Source organism: Caballeronia sp. INML1, from assembly GCF_023631085.1.
Lineage (GTDB): Bacteria > Pseudomonadota > Gammaproteobacteria > Burkholderiales > Burkholderiaceae > Caballeronia > Caballeronia turbans.
The window spans coordinates 13,575-35,447 of the sequence record NZ_JALQDT010000079.1 but is presented as its reverse complement, the minus strand read 5'-3'; the positions used below and the strand labels follow the sequence as shown (position 1 = coordinate 35,447).

The 21,873-nt window shown below is 62.7% G+C and carries 19 protein-coding genes and 1 pseudogene; 7 read left to right on the top strand and 13 right to left on the bottom strand.

The features are described from left to right. Window position 1: 1 nt before the first annotated feature. The 8 genes from NCR38_RS31830 to NCR38_RS31795 form a co-directional block, all read right to left on the bottom strand. Window positions 2-2,158 (bottom strand): 8-amino-7-oxononanoate synthase, encoded by a 2,157-nt coding sequence (locus NCR38_RS31830; RefSeq protein ID WP_250478303.1) that lies wholly within the window; start codon window positions 2,156-2,158, stop codon window positions 2-4. Between the two features lie 20 nt (window positions 2,159-2,178). Beyond that, window positions 2,179-3,537 (bottom strand): hypothetical protein, encoded by a 1,359-nt coding sequence (locus tag NCR38_RS31825; RefSeq protein ID WP_061118409.1) that lies wholly within the window; start codon window positions 3,535-3,537, stop codon window positions 2,179-2,181. Window positions 3,538-3,556: 19 nt separating this feature from the next. Further along, window positions 3,557-4,486: a hypothetical protein gene (locus tag NCR38_RS31820; RefSeq protein WP_061118408.1), complete on the bottom strand. Its 930-nt coding sequence runs from the start codon at window positions 4,484-4,486 to the stop codon at window positions 3,557-3,559. 273 nt (window positions 4,487-4,759) lie between these two features. After that, on the bottom strand, window positions 4,760-5,506 hold the full coding sequence (locus NCR38_RS31815) for an SDR family NAD(P)-dependent oxidoreductase (protein WP_061118407.1): 747 nt from the start codon (window positions 5,504-5,506) through the stop codon (window positions 4,760-4,762). 5 nt (window positions 5,507-5,511) lie between these two features. Beyond that, window positions 5,512-5,874 (bottom strand): hypothetical protein, encoded by a 363-nt coding sequence (locus tag NCR38_RS31810; protein ID WP_250478302.1) that lies wholly within the window; start codon window positions 5,872-5,874, stop codon window positions 5,512-5,514. A 156-nt stretch (window positions 5,875-6,030) separates the two neighbouring features. Beyond that, window positions 6,031-7,173 (bottom strand): PHB depolymerase family esterase, encoded by a 1,143-nt coding sequence (locus NCR38_RS31805; RefSeq protein ID WP_250478301.1) that lies wholly within the window; start codon window positions 7,171-7,173, stop codon window positions 6,031-6,033. Window positions 7,174-7,263: 90 nt separating this feature from the next. After that, complete coding sequence (locus NCR38_RS31800) at window positions 7,264-7,818, bottom strand: phasin family protein (protein WP_250478300.1); 555 nt, start codon at window positions 7,816-7,818, stop codon at window positions 7,264-7,266. A 213-nt stretch (window positions 7,819-8,031) separates the two neighbouring features. Further along, window positions 8,032-9,561 carry an ATPase gene (locus tag NCR38_RS31795; protein ID WP_250478299.1) on the bottom strand — a complete coding sequence of 510 codons (1,530 nt, stop codon included), beginning with the start codon at window positions 9,559-9,561 and terminating at the stop codon, window positions 8,032-8,034. A 638-nt stretch (window positions 9,562-10,199) separates the two neighbouring features. On the opposite strand from NCR38_RS31795, the gene NCR38_RS31790 reads away from it, so the two are divergent. After that, complete coding sequence (locus NCR38_RS31790) at window positions 10,200-10,403, top strand: cold-shock protein (protein ID WP_061118402.1); 204 nt, start codon at window positions 10,200-10,202, stop codon at window positions 10,401-10,403. 997 nt (window positions 10,404-11,400) lie between these two features. Then, on the top strand, window positions 11,401-12,135 hold the full coding sequence (locus NCR38_RS31780; protein ID WP_061118539.1) for a serine protease: 735 nt from the start codon (window positions 11,401-11,403) through the stop codon (window positions 12,133-12,135). A 42-nt stretch (window positions 12,136-12,177) separates the two neighbouring features. On the opposite strand, the gene rpoD is transcribed toward NCR38_RS31780, so the two are convergent. Continuing rightward, a complete protein-coding gene (gene rpoD / locus NCR38_RS31775; protein WP_250478394.1) occupies window positions 12,178-13,995 on the bottom strand; it encodes an RNA polymerase sigma factor RpoD in 1,818 nt (605 codons plus the stop codon). On the opposite strand from rpoD, the gene NCR38_RS31770 reads away from it, so the two are divergent. Further along, entirely contained in the window at window positions 13,903-14,109 is a 207-nt protein-coding gene (locus tag NCR38_RS31770; protein ID WP_250478398.1) for a hypothetical protein, read from the top strand. The two genes, rpoD and NCR38_RS31770, sit on opposite strands and share 93 nt — an antisense overlap. Window positions 14,110-14,167: 58 nt before the next feature. On the opposite strand, the gene NCR38_RS31765 is transcribed toward NCR38_RS31770, so the two are convergent. Beyond that, complete coding sequence (locus NCR38_RS31765) at window positions 14,168-14,383, bottom strand: hypothetical protein (protein WP_061118401.1); 216 nt, start codon at window positions 14,381-14,383, stop codon at window positions 14,168-14,170. 97 nt (window positions 14,384-14,480) lie between these two features. After that, complete coding sequence (locus NCR38_RS31760; RefSeq protein ID WP_250478298.1) at window positions 14,481-14,762, bottom strand: hypothetical protein; 282 nt, start codon at window positions 14,760-14,762, stop codon at window positions 14,481-14,483. Window positions 14,763-15,222: 460 nt separating this feature from the next. Between NCR38_RS31760 and NCR38_RS31755 the strand changes: the two genes are divergently transcribed. Further along, on the top strand, window positions 15,223-15,501 hold the full coding sequence (locus NCR38_RS31755) for a hypothetical protein (protein ID WP_061118399.1): 279 nt from the start codon (window positions 15,223-15,225) through the stop codon (window positions 15,499-15,501). A gap of 121 nt (window positions 15,502-15,622) precedes the next feature. Here the strand turns inward: NCR38_RS31755 and NCR38_RS31750 are convergent, their stop codons facing one another. After that, window positions 15,623-16,288, bottom strand: a complete 666-nt coding sequence (locus NCR38_RS31750; protein ID WP_061118398.1) for a TetR/AcrR family transcriptional regulator — start codon at window positions 16,286-16,288, stop codon at window positions 15,623-15,625. A gap of 179 nt (window positions 16,289-16,467) precedes the next feature. Between NCR38_RS31750 and NCR38_RS31745 the strand changes: the two genes are divergently transcribed. From NCR38_RS31745 to NCR38_RS31735, 3 genes and pseudogenes are all read left to right on the top strand, one after another. Further along, window positions 16,468-17,595 (top strand): HlyD family secretion protein, encoded by a 1,128-nt coding sequence (locus NCR38_RS31745; protein WP_061118397.1) that lies wholly within the window; start codon window positions 16,468-16,470, stop codon window positions 17,593-17,595. After that, on the top strand, window positions 17,588-19,153 hold the full coding sequence (locus NCR38_RS31740) for an MDR family MFS transporter (protein WP_250478297.1): 1,566 nt from the start codon (window positions 17,588-17,590) through the stop codon (window positions 19,151-19,153). Before NCR38_RS31745 ends, NCR38_RS31740 begins: the two co-directional genes overlap by 8 nt. Before the next feature lie 19 nt (window positions 19,154-19,172). Continuing rightward, window positions 19,173-20,630: pseudogene (locus NCR38_RS31735) on the top strand (efflux transporter outer membrane subunit); the annotation flags it as partial. A gap of 490 nt (window positions 20,631-21,120) precedes the next feature. Here NCR38_RS31735 and NCR38_RS31730 read toward each other — a convergent pair. Then, a complete protein-coding gene (locus tag NCR38_RS31730; protein ID WP_250478295.1) occupies window positions 21,121-21,870 on the bottom strand; it encodes an IclR family transcriptional regulator in 750 nt (249 codons plus the stop codon). Window positions 21,871-21,873 lie beyond the last annotated feature (3 nt).

Here is a 21,873-nt window from a genome sequence, read left to right as displayed (position 1 = left end):
TTTACGCCGCGAGACTGCCGCGCCGCTCGCGCAGACGCCTGAGCAGATGAATGCCCGGCACCTGCACATCGACCGGTTCCGCACTCACGTCCACACCCGTCACCGCCCGGTAAGAGTGGATGTACGCCTGGATCTCCGGCCGGAAGAACGTGGCCCAGTTCGCGGCATTGGCTGGATCGTTGATCGAGTTCCAGTCGCCCCAGCGGATCGACGAGACGATCTGCTCGCCCATCGTCGCGAGTTGCCAGAACTGGAAGGAGTTGGTGTCGCCCCAGCCTTGCAGCTTGCGCATGCTTTCGACGGAATGCATCCACGGCTCCGGATACGCGACCATCGCGCGGCGCGGCAGATACTCGCGGAATTCGGGCCGCGCGAGCAGCCATTGCTGCATCATCATTTCGATGCGCGAGGTCGTCGGCAGATCGAGGAACTGGTTGTGCGCGCCTTCCGACAGGATCAGATGCACTTCGCGCAGCGCGTTCAGGATCGGGAATCCGTCGGGCACGACCGTGGTGTCGTCGGCCTGACGGAAGAACGGCACGCACAGGTTCAGCAGCGTGTGGAACGCTTCGAGGAACTTGCTGCGGTTATCGGCGGTACGCATCTTCGGAACGGCGCGCCCGAACAGTTGCAGGCCGTATTGATGCGCGTATTCCGCCGCGCGCCGCTCGATCGGCAGACGATGCTGCTCGTCCTGCACCCAGCCCCAGATGAGATTGTTCAGGGGCCGAAGCGAATCGAGCTCGAGCTGGCCGAGCGGATCGCGCGGGCCGCTCGAGATGTTCTGGAAGCGCCGCGACACCGCGTTCATCGTCTGCACGAGCTGGAGCTCTTCCATCCAGTAGCTCCAGATCAGTTCGACGAGCGGCGGGTGCAACAGCTTCGCGGAGTAGTTGTTGTTCCATTGCGTGAGCCAGAGGCATTTGCCGCCGCACTGATCGCTCCGCTCGCCGCGAATCTCCTTCGTCATTTCGACGGCGATCTCGCCCGCCCCCGTGCCCTGCAACTGACTGACGATGCGCTCCAGATAAGGCACGGACGGCGAATCGTCGAGCTGGCCTTTCTCCTTGAAGTACATGTCCGCGAGAATCGACACGTCCGTCGTGTTGAGATTGAGCCCGAGGCGCTCGTTGGCGAGCGCCACCGCGCGCTGGTCGCCCATCAGCAGATCCTTGAGCATCACGATGTCGTCGCCGTTCTGCACGACCGCGCCCCACGTCACGACGAACGCCTCGGTCGCCACCTTGAGCGCGCGATACGCCTCCGTATCGGTGAACGGCAGAAAGCGGCGGCGGCTCAGCCGCGTGGCTTCGTTGTAGAGCGGAATGCCGTCCACACTCTTTCCCGTGAAGAACAGCAGATCGAGATTGCGCGTGTAGTTGTCCCACGACAGCATGTCGGCGTTGCGCTTGATGAGGATCCACAGCGCGACGTCGGCGGTCAGCGGAAGCGTCGCGCGGCGCATCGTGACCGGCGTGAGCTTGCTGAACATCCTGTTGTCGTTGACCACGCCCGAGCGTTCGCCGATGAGATCGCCGCCGTTGTCCTGGTCGTCGACCTCGATGGATGCGGGCGGGTCCGGCAGCGCCACAGCGTGCTCGGCGAGCGGCGCGAGGGCGTGGTGCTCGTTGGCGAGCGGGTCGATGGACGCGGGGTTCGCAAGGGGCCGCGCGCCCACCTTGATGCGTTCGATGCGCTTCGGATCGACCGGCGCGTTCATGGGCGCATTCACCGGCGCATTCACCGGCGCCGCCGCGGGCCCGGCATCGAGCGGCGCCGTGAATTTGCCCGTGAGCTTCACGTTCTCGCCCCGCAGCAGGAACGCCGCCATCTTCGTGATGACGTTCGGGTCGGTGTCGGCCGTGACGAACGCGCCGAGCGCATCGACCAGTTGCAGCATCAGGTCGCCCGCGTCCAGCTCGCTCGCCTTGTCCGGATTCGTGTAGAGCGTGAGCGCGCCGTCGATCGAACCGCCCGCGCTCACGGCGGCCGGCTTAGCGGGTGTGAAGCCGGCGCGTCGCAGCAGCAGGCCTTTCGCGTTGCGCTCGGTGGCGGCGAGCGTTTCGACGGATATCTGCACGGTGTAGTTGCCGGGATCGGTGGGATCGTCCCGATCGATCTTCAGTTGCAGCACGCCCGGAAATAAGATGGTGCTCATCGTTGTGCTCCTTCATGAAATCATGCGTATGCGGCGAATGGGTTTGCGTGCAGCGAACTTGCGTGAGGCGAGGTTGCGGGCGGCCGTCGCTGATTGAGCGCGACGCTCAGTTGCGTGCTGCCCGCGCTCCAGGGCAGATAACCCGCGAGCGCCCAGCGTTGCAGCAGCTCGGCGATCACTTTCAACTCCGTCTGCGCCGGCAGTAGACCGCTGTAGCGCGCCTGCCCGAGCACGGCGAACGACAGCGCCGGCGTATCCGCGAGCAATTGCTGCGGCCGCGCCTTCACGCGTTGCCAGAGCGCGAGCAGCGCTTCGGGATGACGGTCCGGCAGACTGAGCGCGGCGCCGATCGTCCGGCCGCGCAACGCATGCGGCCGCAGCGACAGCAGCACGGCGACGAAGCGTGGAATCGCACGCGACAGCGCATCGAACGAACTGCGCTGCGTGGCGCTCATCTGCATCCGCGGATAAAGCCGCTCCCACACCGCTTCGAGCGCGGACCACTGCGGATGCGGATAGAGCGCGCGGCCCATCGCGACGGAGAGCTTCACGCGTATCCACGGCGCGGGATGCGGGTCGTCGAGATTGATGCGCATGACGAACGCGCGCGGCAGGCTCACGACGCTCATCAGCCCGACGCTCGCCGCGATGCCCACACGCGACACCGCCCACAGATCGGCGACGATCTCCCCGATCCATCGATCCCAGGCACGCCAGATCGAAGGCCCGCGCACGAAACGCGACGGCGAGGCGCGCTTGTACGCGTTGGCGAGATCGAGCAGCGCCGACGCCTGATGCCCCACTTCGTGATAGAGCGACGCCGCGATGCCCGTGCCGACCATCCGCTCGCGCGGCATGCGAATCACCGCGACCGGATTGTTGCCGCCGCCCGGCAGCCGCGTGCGCGCGCGCCGTATCGCGCCGCCGTGCCCGCGCTCGACGTAGCAGATGACAGGCGGCGGCGCGACCGGCACGCCCGGCTGTCGCAGGCCGTCCTGCGCGGCGACATCGAGGCCCGCGAGCCAGATGCCGGTGCCGTGCTGGCTGCGCTGCGTGAGCACCTCCGCGAAAATCTCGAAATGCGTGAGCGCGGCCTGGAAATACAGCTTCAGGAGCGCATGGCGGCGCTGCGCCCGGGCCACGTTCGCCGGCGTGGCCGCGAGCGTGCGCAACTGCCGCAGAAATTGCGCGATGCGCTTGCGCAGTTGCTGGCGGGCCGCCTGCATGTGCCGTTCGATGGCGCCCATCGCTTCGTCGCTGACGTTCGCGGCGGGCACCATCGGCATCTGCAGGGCATACGGGAGTTGCGCGTCGAGCCGTGCCCGGATGCCGAGCACCTCTTGTTCGAGCAGACGCAGCGCTTCTTCACACGAGTTCATCGCACTCGAGCCTCGCGGTTCAGTACGCCGTACGGCGCGGGCCCAGATAGAGGATGATGGCCCGCCCGTTGCGCGAACGACGCCATTGCCCGCTGTGAGGCATCGCGACCTGCGTATGCGTGCCGCAGTTCGGGCAAGGCGCGCTCGCGGCGGGCGCGGAGCCCTCGTAGGCCGATGCGGTTGCGGCGCCGTCGTAGTACGCGCCCGGCGCATAGCGCTGGCCGGGATAGCGGCGCGCGGGGGCACCGAAGATCGCCACAGGCGCCTGGCGCGCGGCCGCGATGCCGTTGCGCGAGATCGCGCGCATTGCCGGCACGAGTCCCGGCGCAACCTGACGCGCGGCGCGCAGGAACGCGATGCGCGCCGCACGGGCGGGCGGCACGTGCGCGGGCATCGACGCGAGATGCTGGGTCGCATGCTGGCCGATGCGCACGAGACGGCGCGCGACTTCGAACTCACGATCCTCGTTGCTGAGCCCTTCCAGTTCGAGACCCAGCGCGCTGCCGGCCATGCTCGCGAGCTTGCCGCCGATCAGCCCGCCGGCTCCGGGCACCACGAAGTTGCCGAGCGCACTGCCGACGATCGGCAACGCGGACTTCGCCGCGGAGCGCAGGATGCCGCCGAGCGCCTTGCCCGCGGACGACTTCGCGAAGTTCGTCGCCGCGCGTCCGACGGACTTGATCAACCCGCCGAGAAACTGTTCCATCTCCTGTTCGTTGCTGACGGCGAGCAGTTCGGCGGCGAGTTCCATCTCCTGCATTTCGCCCGAGACTTCGCCTTCGAATTCGTTCTCGAACTCGCTTTCGCCGACTTCGAACTCGGTTTCGAACTCGCCTTCGCCCTCGAATTCCTGAGCCGTCTCGCCCGCCGCTTCGGCCGACAATTCCTGCTCAAACTCGTTATAGCCGGGGCCCCATCCGGTGGGCCGGGAACTTCCGATATCGTGCATTTTGTCGCTCCTTTTGCGCTGTTTGGCGAGACTCGAAGCTCGCACGCACTTCTGTTTGCGAAGGTCGTGCCAGTTTGAAGAAACGCGCCAAAGCCTTGTCGCGCAAGGGGTTAGACGATGAGCGCTGGCAATGCCGGCGAATGCCGCTTCGCTTGATGCGGGGATAACGGGGGCGAGCCGCGAAGCGTGCTTCGCATGGCGGCAGAGGGGTTTTCGCGGGGTGCGGGAAAAAGGCGCGCGCTTCTGGTTAGCGCGGCGTCTTGACAGCATCCATCAAAATGGACTGATGCCTGACATGCCGCCGTCGACTGCGAGGTCGGCGCCTGTCATGTAGCGCGATGCATCGGAAGCAAGAAAGAGAATGGCTGCGGCGATTTCGGCGGGGTCGGCGGGCCGCTTCATCGGAATTACGCGAGACCATTCCAGCAGTTGCGCTTCCGACATGCCGAGGCTATCGAATATAGGCGTATTGGCCACGCCCGGCGAAATGCTGTTGACGCGTATGCCGGACTCGACGAACTCCGCCGCGAAACTCTTTGCAAGCGAAACGACCGCCGCCTTCGACGCACAGTACGCAGAAAAATTCTTCGTGCCCTGATGGGCCGCAAGCGACGCAACGAGAATGATCGACGCCGGTCTCGCGAGAAACGGCAGTGCCTCGCGCACGGTGGCGTAGACCCCGCCGACGTTGGTATCGAACACTTCGGAGAACTGCGCCAGCGACGTGTCGCGCACCGGCGTTTGACGGGATACACCCGCATTGGCGACGACGATATCGACATTCGATTGGAAGTGGCCGACTGCCGTCTCGTATAACCGACGCATGTCGTCGGGAACCGCGGCGTCGGCGACAACAGGCAGCGCGTTCCTGCCGAGCTTGTGCGCGGCACGTTCGAGTTTTTCCGCGTTACGTCCGCTGATGACCACGCGCGCGCCTTCGGCAAGGAATCGTTCGGCGGCGGCGAGGCCTATGCCACTGCCGCCGCCCGTCACGACTGCCAGCGCATCCTTCGATAACATTGGTGTCATCCCCGCAGGTTGACGACCAATGCGCGGCCTGATCGGATGGCGCGCGTCGTATGGCCTGTGCCGTTCATGTCACCGGCAACGAATATCGCGCCTGCTGCAAAACGTTGCGCGGCGTCACTGCCTTGCACGGTGATTTCGAGTTCCCCCTCGAGGACGACGACGTACTGTCTGCATGGCGGGTTGTGCCAGCCGAGCACATAGTCTGCGTCGAACTCATGCACGAGCACGCTTTCGCACGGCTGCGGCGCCGATAACGACACGGCGACGCCATTGAATATCACGGGGCTTGCTTCGAATGTGTGGACGGTTCTGAACGACGAGTGGCCGTCGTGGCCGGTGTATAATTCGATGCATTTCATCGTCTCTCCTCTCGGCACGCCCACGGACAGGCAGAAGCACTTGTGGAAATGCGCAGACGAATTCGCGCTTTCGTCGACTGCTTATGGTGTGGAATCGAAGTCTAGGCGGCGAGAAGGAAAAATCAATGCGGACGTCATTGAACCGGACGCCGGCGGCTAGAGGCTACCGTTTCCTGCGAGTCGATCGAAGAATCGAGCGATTTCCCTGCTCGCCCGCGGTCCGCGGATGTCCGTGTGGGTTCCATCGGGATGGCCTCCCGACCATGCATGACCCAGCCCGTGCACGATCCACTGCTCGCCGATCAATACACCGTCACGATCATGAAACTCGTGTCGGGTATAAGCGTGGCCGCCCTCCTCCTGGGCGACGTGGACCACGGATGACGTCACCGTGTCGTCAGACATGCCATGCAATAGCCGACTCATCGACACGATCTGTTCGCTGTTACGCGGATGCACGGTGTCGTCGGCATCGCCGTGAAAGACGATCAGCGGCACGGCGCGCGCCGTGGCTCGCCCGGACGACGCTTGCGGAAGGCGCACCTTTCCCTTGCCGTCATTCATCGCGCAGAGTGCCGCCAGTTGCTCGTCGGCGACGCCGAATGCCAGCCCTGAATGAATCGCCGCGGCAGCGTACAGCTCAGGATGAGTCACGGCGAGATTGACGGCCAGCGCGCCACCGGCCGACATGCCTGCAACATAAATGCGCGCGCGATCGACGTTAAACATGTCCGCGACCTCGCGCGTGAGCGCCGCGATCGCCGCCGCTTCGCCCGATTCGCGTGTCTGATTCGCCGGCAGGAACCAATTCCAGCATTTCAGTGGATTCGAACTCTCCGGCTGCTCCGGATAAACGACGATAAAGCCATTCTCTTCGGCAACGATGTTCATTCCGGTCCCTGACGCGAAGTCGTCCGAGTCCTGTTGCGCACCGTGCAGCATGACGATCATCGGTAACGGACGACCATCGTGTGCACCGGGAATGTAGACCTTGAATCGATACGTCTCGTTGCCATGCTCGAAATGTTTGCTCAACCAACGATGAGCGGTCGCTTCGGGCACGAGCGTTTCGGCGTGGGAGGCGGTCGCGCTCACTCGCGCGACCGGCGTGTCGCTGCGCGGCGGGTCATCTTTGGCATGCGCTGTGTGCGCTTCGCTCTCCGACTGCAATGGAGTTGCGGGTGCCGCGATCGCGGTCTCGGCGTTGTCGAATAACTGTGCCGTGAGACCGACGATTTCGCGAGGGAAGAACGACCAGAACGAGTCGTGCGCCCACGCAAGGGGATGGAAGGGATTCATCGATTTTCCCCGTGGGGTCGGGCGGAATAAAAAACCCGCTTGGTGCGGGCTTTGAACATCATTAGCAGCACGTCAGGTTGATGACATGCATTAGCGCTTCGAGTCGGCTTTCGAAGGCCGGAGTGCCTTTTCGGATTCGCTGATCGCCTCGGCGCCGGCATCCGCAACATCGGTCGACGTCCTGGCGATATCCGAAAGGAGTGCGAGCGGCTTCTGCGAAACAGAATCAGTCACCCCTTTCAACTCAAAGCCGAACTGCTTGAGCGGGCCACTCGCTTCATTGAGGATATCCGTCTGAGTCGCACGAACGATCTGCAAAAAGTGCCTTGAATATGCGGCCGCTTTTTCGGGCATCTCGGCAAGCAGCGTAGTTTGCCAGTTCAGAAAGTCGCCCGGTTTCGCCTTCGGGCCCGCACCGGCGACCGCTGCGCTTTCTTCGAAAACGGTCTTCACGGTCTGAACGTTCAGTTCGGCAAGCTGCTGAAGCCCGCTCACATAGCGCTTGGTGATATTCACGAGAACTTGCACGTTGGCTGCCGGGAATGCGAATGTCTGATTAGGGAATGAAGGAAACATTGATGCTCCTGAAATGAGATTCGACGGGACGCCGTAGTTATGACCGAAATGGTTTTTGCTGCACTGCAATATACAGGACCATCATACGGCACTTTCGGCTATCGTCAAGCGCGTATTCTCAATTTCGTCTTTCCGCTCATCAGTGGGTCGAAGCTCGCCGCATTACATCTGACGAATATCATCGTTCGGATCGCTTAATATTTTTCTTCATGCGATTTCGAAGGCCGCGAGACGGCGCGGGCGCGCATGGACCGTCGCCCACGGCGCCCGCCATGGCGTTGTTCAGCGCGCCACCAATACGAACGGTGCGAGACCGTTGTACGTTGCGCCGCTGGTGAATGACCGCAGTCCGAGGTCCGTGCTCCGGTACTTGCCGTCCGCCCGCTGCTTCAACTGATTGACCGACCAAACGCCGCTTCGCTCGAGGAGAATGGACCTGTTGATCGGATCGTATTGCATGTATGCCACCATGCTCGGTGAATTCAGCAAGGTCGTGCGGGTTCTGCTCGTCACGTCATAGAGGATGATCGGACTCGGGCTCGTGTCGTTGTCGTCAGCAAAAAGAATCTGCTGGTTATTGATGGCCGTGAGGAATCTCGGTTTCTTTTCCGGCAGATCGGTCAGCACGCGCGTAATGCCGCTCCCGAGATCCATTTCGGTCAGGCTGCCCGCGGCCTGAACGGACGCAAAGCTCACGAAATAAGCCTTTTTCGCATCGTCGGTCACGGTAAATTCGCCGCTCATCGTGCTCGACGCCGAACCCGCCGGATAGCCGCCCACGATGTACCCGCTGGCCGTCTCGATGCGCAGAACTTCCAGCCTCGCTCCCGGCGCGCTCGCCAGCGCGTAGAGGTGTTCGTCGTCATTCTTCGCCGTCACTACCTTGATGAGGCTGAAGTCCTTAGGCAGCACCAGCTTCCTGAGTAGCGCGCCTGACTCGGTGTCGATGACGTTGATGATGTTCTTGCTCGACAGATAAACCTGTTTCCCATCCGGCGCAGGCTCGAGGCTATATCCGGTGGAGGTCGTCAGCAATGGACCGATGGGCGTGACGTGCAGAACCCTGTTGGTTGCGGTGTCGATCGTGGCGAGATCGATCGACGTCGGATTTCTCTCCAGAAGCACGTGCAGCCGTGTCCCGTCCAGGCTGGCGAACATCTGATCGACCTGTTTATAGTCGCCCGTCAGCGAAAGATCGATCGAAGCCTTGGCGACGCGCGAAGCGAGATCGTACGCGGTCACCCGAGCCGGGGCCTGGGCGCGCGTCAACGTGTACACGGTTTCGGTGCGCCGCGGGGGTCCGTAGTATTTCTGCGCCATTTCGATGTCGGTGGCGCTAAGCTCGCCGTCGCCATTCCAGTTCGGATTGCAGTAGTTCATGATCGATGCGAGATCCCATGCGCCGATCATCGTGTCGCCCGATGTGCCTTGCGCGGGCTCGTTGCACGTCGAAGGGGTGTCAGGGCGGTTCTGCTCGTGCGCAAAGCCCAGCGCATGACCGAACTCGTGCGCGGCAACCCGTCGAATGCAGTACTCTTCACGCCCCTGGCAACTCTGGCTCCAGTTCCTGAAGGTGAAGTCGAGCGCCATTCCGCCCGCCGCGTTGTCCAGCATCGCACCCAGGCCAAGGGTGTGCGGTGCGCTCCCCGGCTCGTCCTCGACAGTAATCCGTATGCCGTAGTAGTTCGGATCGTTCGTGCACTGCTGCCATCCCGTGAAACGGGCGCCCGAATGCTCCTCCCAGGTTGCCTGAACCGCGAGACGGCTCCAGCCGCGTTCTGCGGAGTACCGTGCGAAATCGGCGTTGCTCATGTCCCAGCAGACGCCAATGGGAACGCGGTCCCAGATGACGGTCGACAGCGCATAACCCTTGGTCGTGGCACCTTCCTGCGCCGCCGGCTGCCCAGTTGCACTCTTTCCGTTCGAACCCGGAGCATCGGACCCGGCGTCGCCGCCGCATCCGGAAATCAATACTCCTGATGAAATAGCGAGAACCAGCCCTCGTATCCTTCGCATTCTCTTCTCCGTTTATCGAGACCATGCAATGTCGCGCATGGCGGAAGGAAATATGTTCAGCGCGTAATCAGTCCAGGGGCTCCATGACGAAGTATTGCCGAAAGCATCGGCCTCGCGGCGTGAGGCAGTCAATCATTAATTCTCCGTATTGTCGGACGAAGCGCGACGGTCCCATGAAGGCTGCGACGCAGATCGTCGAGCGGCGCGTTGTCGCCGATGACTGCCGATGGATGCCGATGAGGCCGTCCCGCCGCGCTCGCCGCAATTAATTCGACTAATAGTTGACCAATTCATTGGGGTTTGGTACTATTCAAATTGAAGTTCAAGAAGTCGACTGCTGCTCATCAATCGTCCGTTGCACCGGAATTCGTTGTCCACTCTCTCCTTGATGCTTCACCTCTTCAACACCCCAATTTTTATTTCAAGGATTTTTCATGGATAACGGCACCGTCAAGTGGTTCAATGACACCAAGGGTTTTGGTTTCATTACCCCTGATAACGGCGGCGATGATCTGTTCGCGCACTTCTCCGAGATTCGCGCTGACGGTTTCAAAACCTTGGCTGAAGGTCAGAAGGTAAGCTTCGAAACGAAGCGCGGCCCGAAGGGCATGCAAGCTTCGAACATCAAGCCGCTGTAATCGCAGCATCACGGGATCCGCTCTCCGGGTCCCGTTCCCTCAGGTCTCTCCGCTTTTCTCCTCACCCCCTCCCTGCCGCGTGTCCCGACATTGGTCGGTGACTGATTGCGCGCACTCTTTTCCCACTCATCGCGTTTGAACGTAAGTATCAGCGCCAAAAAATATAAAACCTAATGGCATCTATTCAGAGTTATCAAGGCTATGCGGTACAAGCGACCGCCCACCGCCTGCCGGATCGTACGTTTTCGGCAAATGTGTCTGTCGACCGTACGAGCAAGCGTTCTTCAGAATCTCAATACACTTTTTATTCCCTCGGTTATTTCTCGAAAGAAGTCGAGGCGGTCGCTTACGCCTATCGCTGGGCGAAGGACTGGATCGACACACGCGGATAGTGCGTGGCCCGCGGGCCTCGCTTCATTCACGCGTGCACTTGTTCGTCCGCGTATCGCATTTCACCCGCTGCCTGGTCCGAGAAAACACCTTGACCGGGTCGAGCGAGATGCGTATCGTCGATTCAAGCTTGAGCATTCGATAGCTGTCCATCAATCAACTGCCTTACGCGGCGATAAAACCCCGCGCCGCTCGAGTCCCTCAATCGTGAGCGGGAGCATCCATGCTCCGGTTCACGTCCTCTCCAATCTGCATATTCCCGGCGACCGCTGCACCCGAAGCGACCCATTTGGATAGACGGTCGCGTGGACGACGGCGACGCTGCAAATGCGCGTCACCAGGACACTACGGCATGCACCCAACCGAGTTTTATCGCAGTTCAAACGGCGACAGCTGGCTCTTGTTCGATGGAGCGCGTGCCGTTGTCAGGCACGTGCCAAACGCAGCGTCCGGCGGATCTGTTTCGGACAAGCCTGTCGCGGAGTTTCTGTCGGAAAACGACCGGCAGAATCAGGGCCCGCAGCACGAAGCGCTGCGAGACTTCCTCGCAAGAAGCACGGCCAGTTCGAATGTCCCCAGCGAATCTGACGCGGCACGCGGGCCCACGGTGGAAACGCTTCTGCTCACGGCGGTGCGAGTGCGCACCTTCGCGCAGACGCACCATCTGACCAACGCGAGCGGCTTTTTCTTCACGCGCGGCGATCGCCTCTTTCTCGTCACGAGCCGTCACGTGCTCACGGACACCCCGAGCCGGCATTATCCGGACCGTATCGAGATCGAATTGCACGTGGATGGCGGCAATCTGGGCGCGTCAGCGTGGGCATCACTGCCGCTATACGACAAAGGCATGAGCTTGTGGCGCCAGGCATCGGATACCGGCGGCGAAATCGACGTCGCCGTGCTCGAAGTCCCCCGCAATCAGTTGCCGGCTACGGCCGTGTTCGCCGCGTTTGGTCCCGAACATCTCCCCACATCCGGCGAAGCAATGCCGATTGGCGCATCCGTGCTGATCGTCGGCTTTCCGCTGGGCTTTCATGACTCGCTGCATCATCTGCCCGTGGTCAGACAAGGCATCATCGCGTCCGCGTTCGGGCTGCGGTTTCAGGGCAAAGGCTGCTTCATCACGGATGCGCGCACGCACCGGGGCACGAGCGGCGCGCCGGTAGTGATCAGCCACCTGCCGACCGATGAGAACGGGGCGGCGGGCGCACTTCCCTGGCGGCTGCTGGGCATTCACTCGTCGACCATCGACATGAACACGCGCGATTTGCAGGTCGACGAGTCGCTCGGCCTCAACAGCGCCTGGTACGCAGACGTACTGATGAGCCTCACGAACGACTGACGCATTGCACTGCGCGTCCGTTGCGTCCATGCCTGCGGGCGTTCAATGATCGAGAAACGAACGCAGCTTGTCCGCGCGACGAGGATGCATGAGCTTGCGGATTGCCTGGCTTTCGATCTGCCGGACGCGTTCGCGCGACACGCCCAGATGCGTGCCCAGTTCGCCAAGCGTAAATTCGTTGAGCATATCGATGCCGAAGCGCATGCGCAGCACTCTGGCCTCGCGTGGTGAAAGCGCGTTCAAAGCATCGTCGATGGCAGCGCGCAAACTTGCGCGCACGACGGCATCGAGCGGCGACTCCGCGTTCGAGTCTTCGATCAGATCGCCAAGCGTCGCGTCAGCGTCATCGTTCGCCGGCGTTTCAAGCGAAATCAGGCGCATGGCCATCTTCTGAATGCTGCCGATCCGCGCCTCCGGCAATTCCATGCGCTCGGCCAGCACCGCGGGCAGCGCAGGCTTGCCGGTTTGCTGCAGGATCTCGCTCGAAATGCGGTTGAGCTTGTTGATCGTCTCGACCATATGCACTGGCACGCGAATCGTGCGCGCCTGGTCCGCAACCGCGCGTGTCACGGCCTGACGAACCCACCACGTCGCATATGTCGAGAATTTCCAGCCGCGCCTGTATTCGAATTTATCGACGGCCTTCATCAATCCGATGTTGCCCTCCTGAACCAGGTCCAGGAAGTGCACGCCGCGATTCATATATTTCTTGGCGATCGAAATCACGAGCCGCAGATTGGCCTCGATCATCTCGTTCTTCGCATGCCGCATGCGGGATTCCGCCGCGAGCAGCTTGCGGCCGATGTGCTTCAGGCGCTGAATCGGCATGGCGGCCTGCCGTTCGAGATCGAGCAGGCGCATCTGCTCGGCCTGAATGGCGGGCAGACTGCGTTCCAGCGATGGACCGTAATCGCGCGATTTCGCGGCGGTATTCGCGGTCCAGTCGAGGTCGGTCTCGTTGCCCGGAAACGATGCAATGAACTGCTCACGCGGCATGCCGCACCGGTCGATGACGATGCCGGAAATCCGCCGCTCGATCTGACGCACGTGCGCGAGCCGCTGCTGGATGTCGTTGCACGCGCGTTCGACCGTGCGCGCGGTAAAGCGCACGCGCGCAAGTTCATGTCGAATCGTCTCGTGAGCGGCCGGAACATCGTCCGCGCCCGCTTCGCGCAGCTGATCGACGCACTGGCCCACCCGCGTAAAAAGATCGAGTGCGTCGTGCCTGAGTTGCATCAGCCGCAACCGGTTCGCCTCGTCCTCGGCCTCCGGATCGCTTTCGCCATCGGCGCGCCCGGGTTTGTCGAGATCCGCCGGCATGGATGCATCGTCGATGCCGTCGATGAGTTCGTCGATGCCGAGCCTGTCCTCCGCGACCTGCCCGGCGCTCGCGAGAATCATCGAGATGGTGGGAGGACAAGCCGCGATGGCCTGAATCATCTCATTGATACTTTCTTCGATTCGCCGTGCAATTTGAACCTCGGCCGCGCGCGTCAGCAATTGCTTCGCACCCATCTCGCGCATGTACATGCGCACGGGATCGGTCGTGCGGCCGTATTCGGCATCGACGGTCGAAAGCGCGACTTCGGCGTCTTCTTCCGTCTGATCGTCGAGCGTGACAGCAGGAAGCGCGTCATCGAGCAACAGCGTTTCGGTATCGGGAACCTGTTCGTAGACCGTCACGCCCATTTCGAGGAACGTGCGCGATATATCTTCGAGCACTGTCGGCTGGGCAACATCATCGGGCAGGTGATCATTGATCTGCGCATGCGTGACAAAGCCTTGATCCCTCGCTACACGGATCAAAGCGCGTACCGCCCGTTGCTGTTCGTCTGCGCGTCGCTGCCGGTCGGACTGCACCGCATCGGCTACGACGCCTTGCGCGTCCGGATGATGAACTTCGCTTACTTGATTTCGACGGGAACCGGCCATCCTCTCTCCACATTCAGCTTCTTTGCCAACGTGAGACGTTAGCCAGAGGCGCGGCGGCCTGCGCATACGAAATCACGGCATTTGTTATACCGATGTCAATTCAGCCAAACCGGACTTCGAGCCACGCGCGCGCCCAGTTCGCCGCAAAAGCGACGGCCTCGTCGCGCCGGTCGAATCCGGCAAGGTCGCCGCTCACGAAGACATCCGTTTCGCGGCCGTCCGCACCGCTGGTACTGATGCGGGCATGCGCCATGTACTCCCCATCGGCCCGGCGCGGCGTTGGATCGATGCGAATGTTGCTGATGTCGGGTTGCATCACAGTTACTCTCCGATCGCCGCGAGAAGCGGTCAATCCCGGCCTCGCCGGTTGCGACAGCAGGCCATCGAGGGCGCTGCCCGAACTGCTCACCACGCTAGTCGAGGAAAGATCTCGCCTGCGGGCACTTGTCGATCATCTGCTCGGCATAGGCGATCGATGCGCGACGCGCGTCGCCGGCGCTCTGAAACGGCTCGCTTGCGCTAAGCTTGAATACACGGCTGCGCGACAGGCCCATTGACTCCGGCGGTTCCTGAATGCGCACGGCGGCATCGAACCCATCGTCCTGGTTGTATGCGTGAACGGCTCCGGCGGCCCGATGTGAAAAGACGAGCGGGCATATTTCCAGGCCACGGTAAAGGCGGTTTTCGACTGTCATGAAATGATCTCTCGCCGCAAGCAGGCGGCAATGTATTAAGGGGGCGTAGAGCAGTATCGGCAAGCTGACACGAATGACCGCGTTGCACGGTCTCCGATGTGAGGCTGTCCCGTTCGGGGCCGGCGCTTGAGCGCTATCGGATGCTGCGAATTATTTCAACTCGCTTGAGTTGTTCCATCCTACGCGGTTTATGGATTTTGTATAGCGAAATTTTCGTCGATGCCGCCGATGCATGACGACAATGAAAACGCGTCGAGAGTCCTTTTCACCGGACCCGACCCGCTACGGAGAAGGATGACGCTTATTTGCCGGATTCCTTGTATGCGGAATGAACTTCGCTATCCGATCGCCTGCCAAATTCGAGGAAATCAGGTACACGCGTTGCGCGTGTTTTGTCCATTGACACGCTTGCTGGGCGCTTCTCACATTTCAACGCTTCGCTATCGTTATCGAGGCACGCATGAAAGTCGGCATCATCACACACGTGAACTGCCCCTGCGGGCATCGCGGCTCGATCGTGGAAAGCATCTACGATGACGGGCACTCGCACTGGTATCGGGCGACGTTGCAAGGCCTCTCCGATAACGGCCACTACGACGGCACCGACCGCCTCTTCGCGGACAACACGCCCGCGTGTTCAGCGTGTGGCCGTTCGCTGACTCCGGACGATGTCGATTCCAGCGAGTTCATGACGCGCCAGCTTCGGAGGCAGGCCGAGGTCGTCGGCGGCGGAGAATAAGCGTGGATGCAAACACTGCGTAGCGCTTTGCGTTCGGCGCGGCCGCGAAGAACTCCTATGCGCTTCGATATATTTCGCACGACGAAGCTCTAATCAGTTCGCATGCTGTTTCCCAACCGCATCACTTGAGGACCGCCGCTTCCACAGCGGCCAGATAGGCTGCCAGCGCTCGCTTGACTTCGCGCAGATAGCGGCGCGCCAACTGCACATCGCCCATCGACGGACGCAATTTGACGGCTAACGCGCCGCCCGCGAGTGCATGAAGCATCTCCACGTAAAGTTCGCGCTCGGACGCTTTCACGCCGGGCATGCGCGCGTCGATCACCTTTCTCATCATGCTGGACTTGCGTTTCTTTTTCGCTTCGTCGTGCGGCCTCGCCGACATCAGAATCAGGAAATCGGTCTTTCGCTCGAAGTATTCGATGTGCGGCGTCATGATGCGATCGATCACCGCCTCCGCCGACAGCCCGCGCCACGTCTCGCTGTCGATCCGGCCAAGCTCGTCTTCCAGTTCGTCGAGCGCCGCCGCGTGCCGATCCCACAACGCGGCAAGCAGGCTGTCGCGATCCGGGAAGAAGTGATACATCGAGCCGATCGGCGTCTCTGCGCGCCGGGCGACGCCGTGCATCGTGACGCCCTCGAGACCTTTTTCGACAATCAACTCGGCGGTCGCGTCGAGCACAGCCTCGATGCGCGCACGCCCGCGCGCCTGCAGCGGCGAACGCGCGGTGCTGCCGCGCTCCTGACCCTGCAATTCGCTTTCATTATCCGCACGAGGCTTCTTCATCGTCTCTCCTGGGACGGGCAAAACTAGACGCAATCGTCTAGACTCGGGCATACTAGACGACACCGTCTAGTTTGGCGAGCGCACCGCGTGTATCGCACACGCCGCAAGCGCGCTCGCCGTCTCGTATTCACCGAAGACTACCGTACGCACGCGGTAGTGCAAAAGATCCCGGAGAAATCATGTCAGTCACAGTGCCCACGCACGGCGACCAACCCGTTGACGCCGCCCAGGGCAAACCGTCACGCAAGCGCGTGCTGATCGCGATCGGAATCGTCGCGGTCGTCGTCGGCGTTGCGTGGGGTTTGCGCTGGTGGACTGTCGGCCGCTTCGTCGAAACCACCGACGACGCCTATCTCAAGGCCGACAGCGTGACCATCGCGCCGAAGGTGAGCGGCTACATCACGGAAGTGCTGGTCGACGACAATCAGGCCGTCGCGGCGGGCGCGCCGCTCGCGCGCCTCGACGCGCGGCAGTATCAGGCATCGCTCGATCAGGCAAAGGCGACGCTCGATGCGCGCGCCGCCGATATCCAGCGCGCGCAAGCCGAATTGAAGCAGCAGCACGCGAACGCCGAGCAGGCGAAGGCGCAGGCCGATGTGTCGCGCGTGAGCCTCACGCACGCGGAGGACGACGTCACTCGCTATCGTCCGCTCGTCGCGACCGGCGCCGAAACCGCCGAGCGCCTCGCGAGTCTCGTTTCGACGCGCGATCAGGCGCGCGCCACGCTCGCCGCGAATCTCGCCGCCGCGCGCTCCGCCACGATGCAGATCGGCGCGACCGAAGCGCAGATCGCGCAGGCGCGCGCGCAGATGGAAGCGGCGCAGGCGCAGCTCAACCAGTCGAAGCTCGACCTCGACGACACGACGCTCGTGAGTCCGGTCGCGGGTCGCGTGGGCGACCGCACGGTGCGCGTCGGCCAGTACGTGCAACCCGGCACGCGCCTGATGACGGTCGTGCCGGTCCAGTCGCTGTATCTCGAGGCGAACTTCAAGGAAACGCAAGTGGGCCGGATGCGTGTCGGTCAGCCAGCGACGTTGCACGTCGATGCGCTCAAGGGCACCGAGCTGCACGGTGTCGTCGAAAGCTTCGCGCCGGGCACCGGCGCGCAGTTCGCGCTGCTGCCGCCCGAGAACGCGACCGGGAACTTCACGAAGATCGTGCAGCGCGTGCCCGTGCGTATTCGCGTCGATACGGGTCCGGAAACGCGCAAGGTGCTGCTGCCGGGATTGTCGGTGACGGTCGATGTCGACACGAAAGCGGCCACCGACGACAGCAAGCGCGTCGCCGCCGAGAATCGCCATGACTGAATCGCACGCACGCGCGAGCGCCGTCGACTGGATCGCGGTCACGGCCGGTGCGCTCGGCGCGCTGATGGCCACGCTCGATATCTCCATCACCAACTCCGCGCTGCCGCAGATTCAGGGTGAGATCGGCGCGACCGGCACCGAAGGCACATGGATATCGACCGGCTACCTGATGTCGGAAATCGTGATGATTCCGCTCGCCGCGTGGCTCACGCGCGTATTCGGCCTGCGCAACTTCCTGCTCGGCAACGCGGTGCTGTTCACGCTCTTTTCCGTAATGTGCGGCCTTTCGAACTCGCTGCCGATGATGGTCGTGGGCCGCATCGGTCAGGGCTTCACCGGCGGCGCGATGATCCCGACCGCGCAGACCATCATCCGCACGCGGCTGCCGCGCGAGCAGATGCCTGTCGGCATGACGATCTTCGGTCTGATCGTGCTGCTCGGACCGCTGCTCGGCCCCGTGCTCGGCGGCTGGCTCGCGGAGAACATCTCATGGTCGTGGTGCTTCTTCGTGAACGTGCCGGTGGGCTTTGCGCTCGTCGCGCTGCTCATCACCGGCTTGCCGCCCGAGAAGTCGCACTGGGAGGCATTTCTCAAGGCCGACTGGCTCGGCATTGCGGGTCTGGCGATCGGTCTGAGTTCGCTCACCGTCGTGCTGGAGGAAGGCCAGCGCAATCAATGGTTCGAATCGAGCGAGATCGTGATGCTCACCTGCGTCACGGCGTTCGGCTTCCTCTTCATCGCGCTCTCGCAGTTCTTTGCGAAAAAGCCGATCGTGCGGCTCTCGCTGCTGCGCAATCCGCGCTATGCGAGCGTGATCCTGATCGTGTTCGCCGTGGGCGCGGGGCTCTACTGCGTGTCGTTCCTGCTGCCGCAGTTCCTGAGCGTGGTCGCGGGTTATAACGCGTTGCAGTCCGGCTCGATCATGCTGGTGTCCGGCGTGCCCGCGTTTCTCATCATGCCGGTGCTGCCGCGTCTGCTCGGCAAGGTGGATTTTCGCGTGCTGGTCATCACGGGGCTGCTGTTCTTCGCGGCGAGTTGCCTGCTCGACATTTCGCTTACGGCGCAAAGCGTCGGGCACGACTTCTTCTGGTCGCAGATCCTGCGCGGCTTCGGCCAGATGCTCGCGATGATGCCGCTCAATCAGGCGTCGATGGCCGCGGTTTCGCGCGAGGAATCCGGCGATGCGGCCGGCCTCTACAACATGGCGCGCAATCTCGGCGGGTCGGTCGGCCTCGCGATCATCGGCACCGTGATCGACCGTCGCAACGACTTCCATACGGCGGCGATCCGCGAATCGCTGACGGCGAACTCGGTGATCGGTCAGGAGCGCATGGCGGCGAGCGCGGCGAGCTTCGCGGCGCAAGGTGGCGACATCGCACACGCGAAAATGCAGGCGCTCGGTCAGTTGTCGATGCAAATCGGCCAGCAGGCAATCGTGATGACCTACTCCGAAACTTTTTACGTGCTGGCGATCGCACTGCTCGCGTGCCTGCCGCTCGCGCTCCTTCTCAAGACGCCGCGCGCTCAAGCCGGCGAGATGCCGTCCGCCGGCCACTGATGTCATGAATCATTCGACGATGTTTCCTTCACGCTTCACCTGTTTGCTTCCGCTCGCCGCGCTGGCGCTCGCCGCGTGCACGGTCGGCCCCGACTATCACGGCGCGCCGGACGTCGCGTCCGATGCCGCGAAAAGCGGCGCATTCGTGCGCGCACCGGCACGAGGCGTTGTCGCGACGCATGCGCCCGCGGCGTGGTGGCAGGCACTCGACGATGCGCAACTGAATACCTTGATCGATGCCGCGTTCGCGCACAATCCCGACCTCAAGATGGCACGGGCGCGTCTGCGCCAGTCGCGCTCGCAACTGAGCGGGCAGCGCGCCAACGAGTTGCCCAAGGTGTCGGCTTCGGCGGCGGCGCTGCGCATGCGTTCGCCGGATACGTCGATCTTCGGCTCGTCGTCGGGTGATCAGGGCGCGGCGGCATCGAACGGGCGCGGTCCGGTCGATTTCTACACCGTGGGTTTCGACGCCTCCTGGGAAATCGACCTCTTCGGCGGCACGCGCCGCGCGATCGAAGCCGCATCGGACGAAGCCGACGCCGTGGATGCAGATCTTTCCGACGCGCAAGTTTCGCTCGCCGCGGAAGTGGCTTCGGTGTACGTCGACCTGCGCGACCAGCAGCAGCGGCTCGCCCTCGCCGAACACACGGCCGAGTATCAACAGCAGATGCTCACGCTCACCGAGCAGCGCCGCGCGCGCGGCACGGCGGCGGAAGTCGATGTCGAACGCCTCACCACGCAGGTCGATACGACGCGCGCGACGCTCGTGCCGCTGCAAGTGCAGATCACCGACTCGCTGGATCAGCTCGCCGTGCTGACGGGCCGCACGCCCGGCGCCCTCGATGCCGAACTCGGCGCGCGTGCGCCGCTGCCCGCGTTGCCGTCGTCGGTGCCGATCGGCGATCCGGCGACGATGCTGCAGCAGCGTCCCGATATTCGCGCAGCCGAGCGGCGTCTTGCGTCGAGCAATGCGCAGATCGGCGAGCATATCGCGGACTATTTCCCGAAGGTGTCCCTCCTCGGCGATATCGGCTTTTCCGCGTCGGACCCCGGCCATCTGCTGCGCAAGCAGAATTTTTCCTGGGTCGGCGTGCCGTATCTGCAATGGAATCTGTTCGACTTCGGACGGACGGCGGCGAATGTCGATGCCGCCGAAGCCGCGCGCGACGAAGCCGAAGCGCGCTACGAGAAGACCGTGCTCGGCGCGCTGAAGGACGCCAATTCGTCGCTGTCGCGTTATGGCAATCAGCGTGAGCACGTGGTGCGGCTTCAGCAGGTTCAGGCATCGGCGGAACGCTCGGCCACGCTCGTGCGTCAGCGTTACACGGCGGGCGTATCGACGCTCATCGATCTGCTCGATGCGCAACGCACGCAGTTTGTCGCGCAACAGGACGTGGTGGCCGCGCAAGCCGAATTGCTGAAGGACTTCGTGTCGCTTCAGAAAAGCCTCGGGCTGGGGTGGGCGTTGTCGGATGCGGCGGTGCGGTGGCGCGGGTTCGCTGAAGCGTCGCATCAAAAAAAGAGCCCCGTCAGCATTCGCGACGGGGCTCTGTGCTTTCAGCAGCGTAATGCGCTTACTTGCAGTGGCGCTCCCAATGATGATGCACGCGCACCTTGTGGCACACCGGATGATGGTGATGCGAGTCAGCAAAAGCCGGAGCGACGGAAAAAAATGCCATGCCAGCGGCCAATACGGCGAGAACAGCCTTTTTCATGAGTTCGTTGTCTTCGAGAGGAAAGAGGCGAAATCGTAACAGCGTGAGTTTACGAGTACCTTGGCAAAGCTGAACCGCGCTTTCTCGTGCCCTTCGCGCGATGCGATCGAGGAGCGCAAACCAGAGCGAAGGCGTGCGGTAAATGAATTCGCGGACGAAGTGTGCTCCGTGCGCCTGCGGCGTGAGCGTGCAAGTAACCGTCCCGGCCGCGCGGCGCTCTTCCACGCGAACTTGCGACGAGCCATACGAACATTATCTGTGCGACAGCGCCTTCGCGGACTGAAGCAGGTCGTCGAGCATCGCCTGCCGGCGTTCGGGATCGGTATCGCGACCCGTCATGAAGCACAGCGCGGCGATCGGCATGCCGGCGCGATCGCGCACGGGCGCCGCCATGCACAGGCGAAACGCGTTCGACAATCCTTCCGTGCAGCAGTAGCCCAGTTCCTTCGCGCGCTGGACATCGCGCATGAATTCATCGAAGTCGATCGTCACGCCGTTGTCGAGCGTGAAGTCCTCGCGCGGAATCAACGCGCGGATGTCGTCGGCGTTCAGATGACCCAGCAGGAGGCGTCCGGTCGCGGTCCACGGAATCGGCACTCTCACGCCGATATCCGAACTGATGTTGAACGGGCGCGCGCTGTTCTCGGACAGCACCACGGTGTACTTGTTGCCCTCGAGCATGCACAACTGCGTGGTTTCGTCATACTTGCGCACCAGCGCGAGAATCGACTGATGCGCGCGGCTGATCAGGTCGTTGTGCGTGGCATAGTCGGAGCCGTAGTAGTGCATCTCCCGACCGAAGAAGACGCTTCCATCGGCCGATGTTTCGAGCCAGCCGACTTCCGCGAGAATCGCGACCAGCTCATAGATGCTCGAACGCGGCGCACCGGTCGCTTCGATCAACTCGCGCATCGTCATCGGGCGCTGGGCGAGATGCAATTGCCGAAACATGGCAATGACCCGGTCCACGCCTCTCGCTCGCGACGATTCTGTAACTGCCATGCA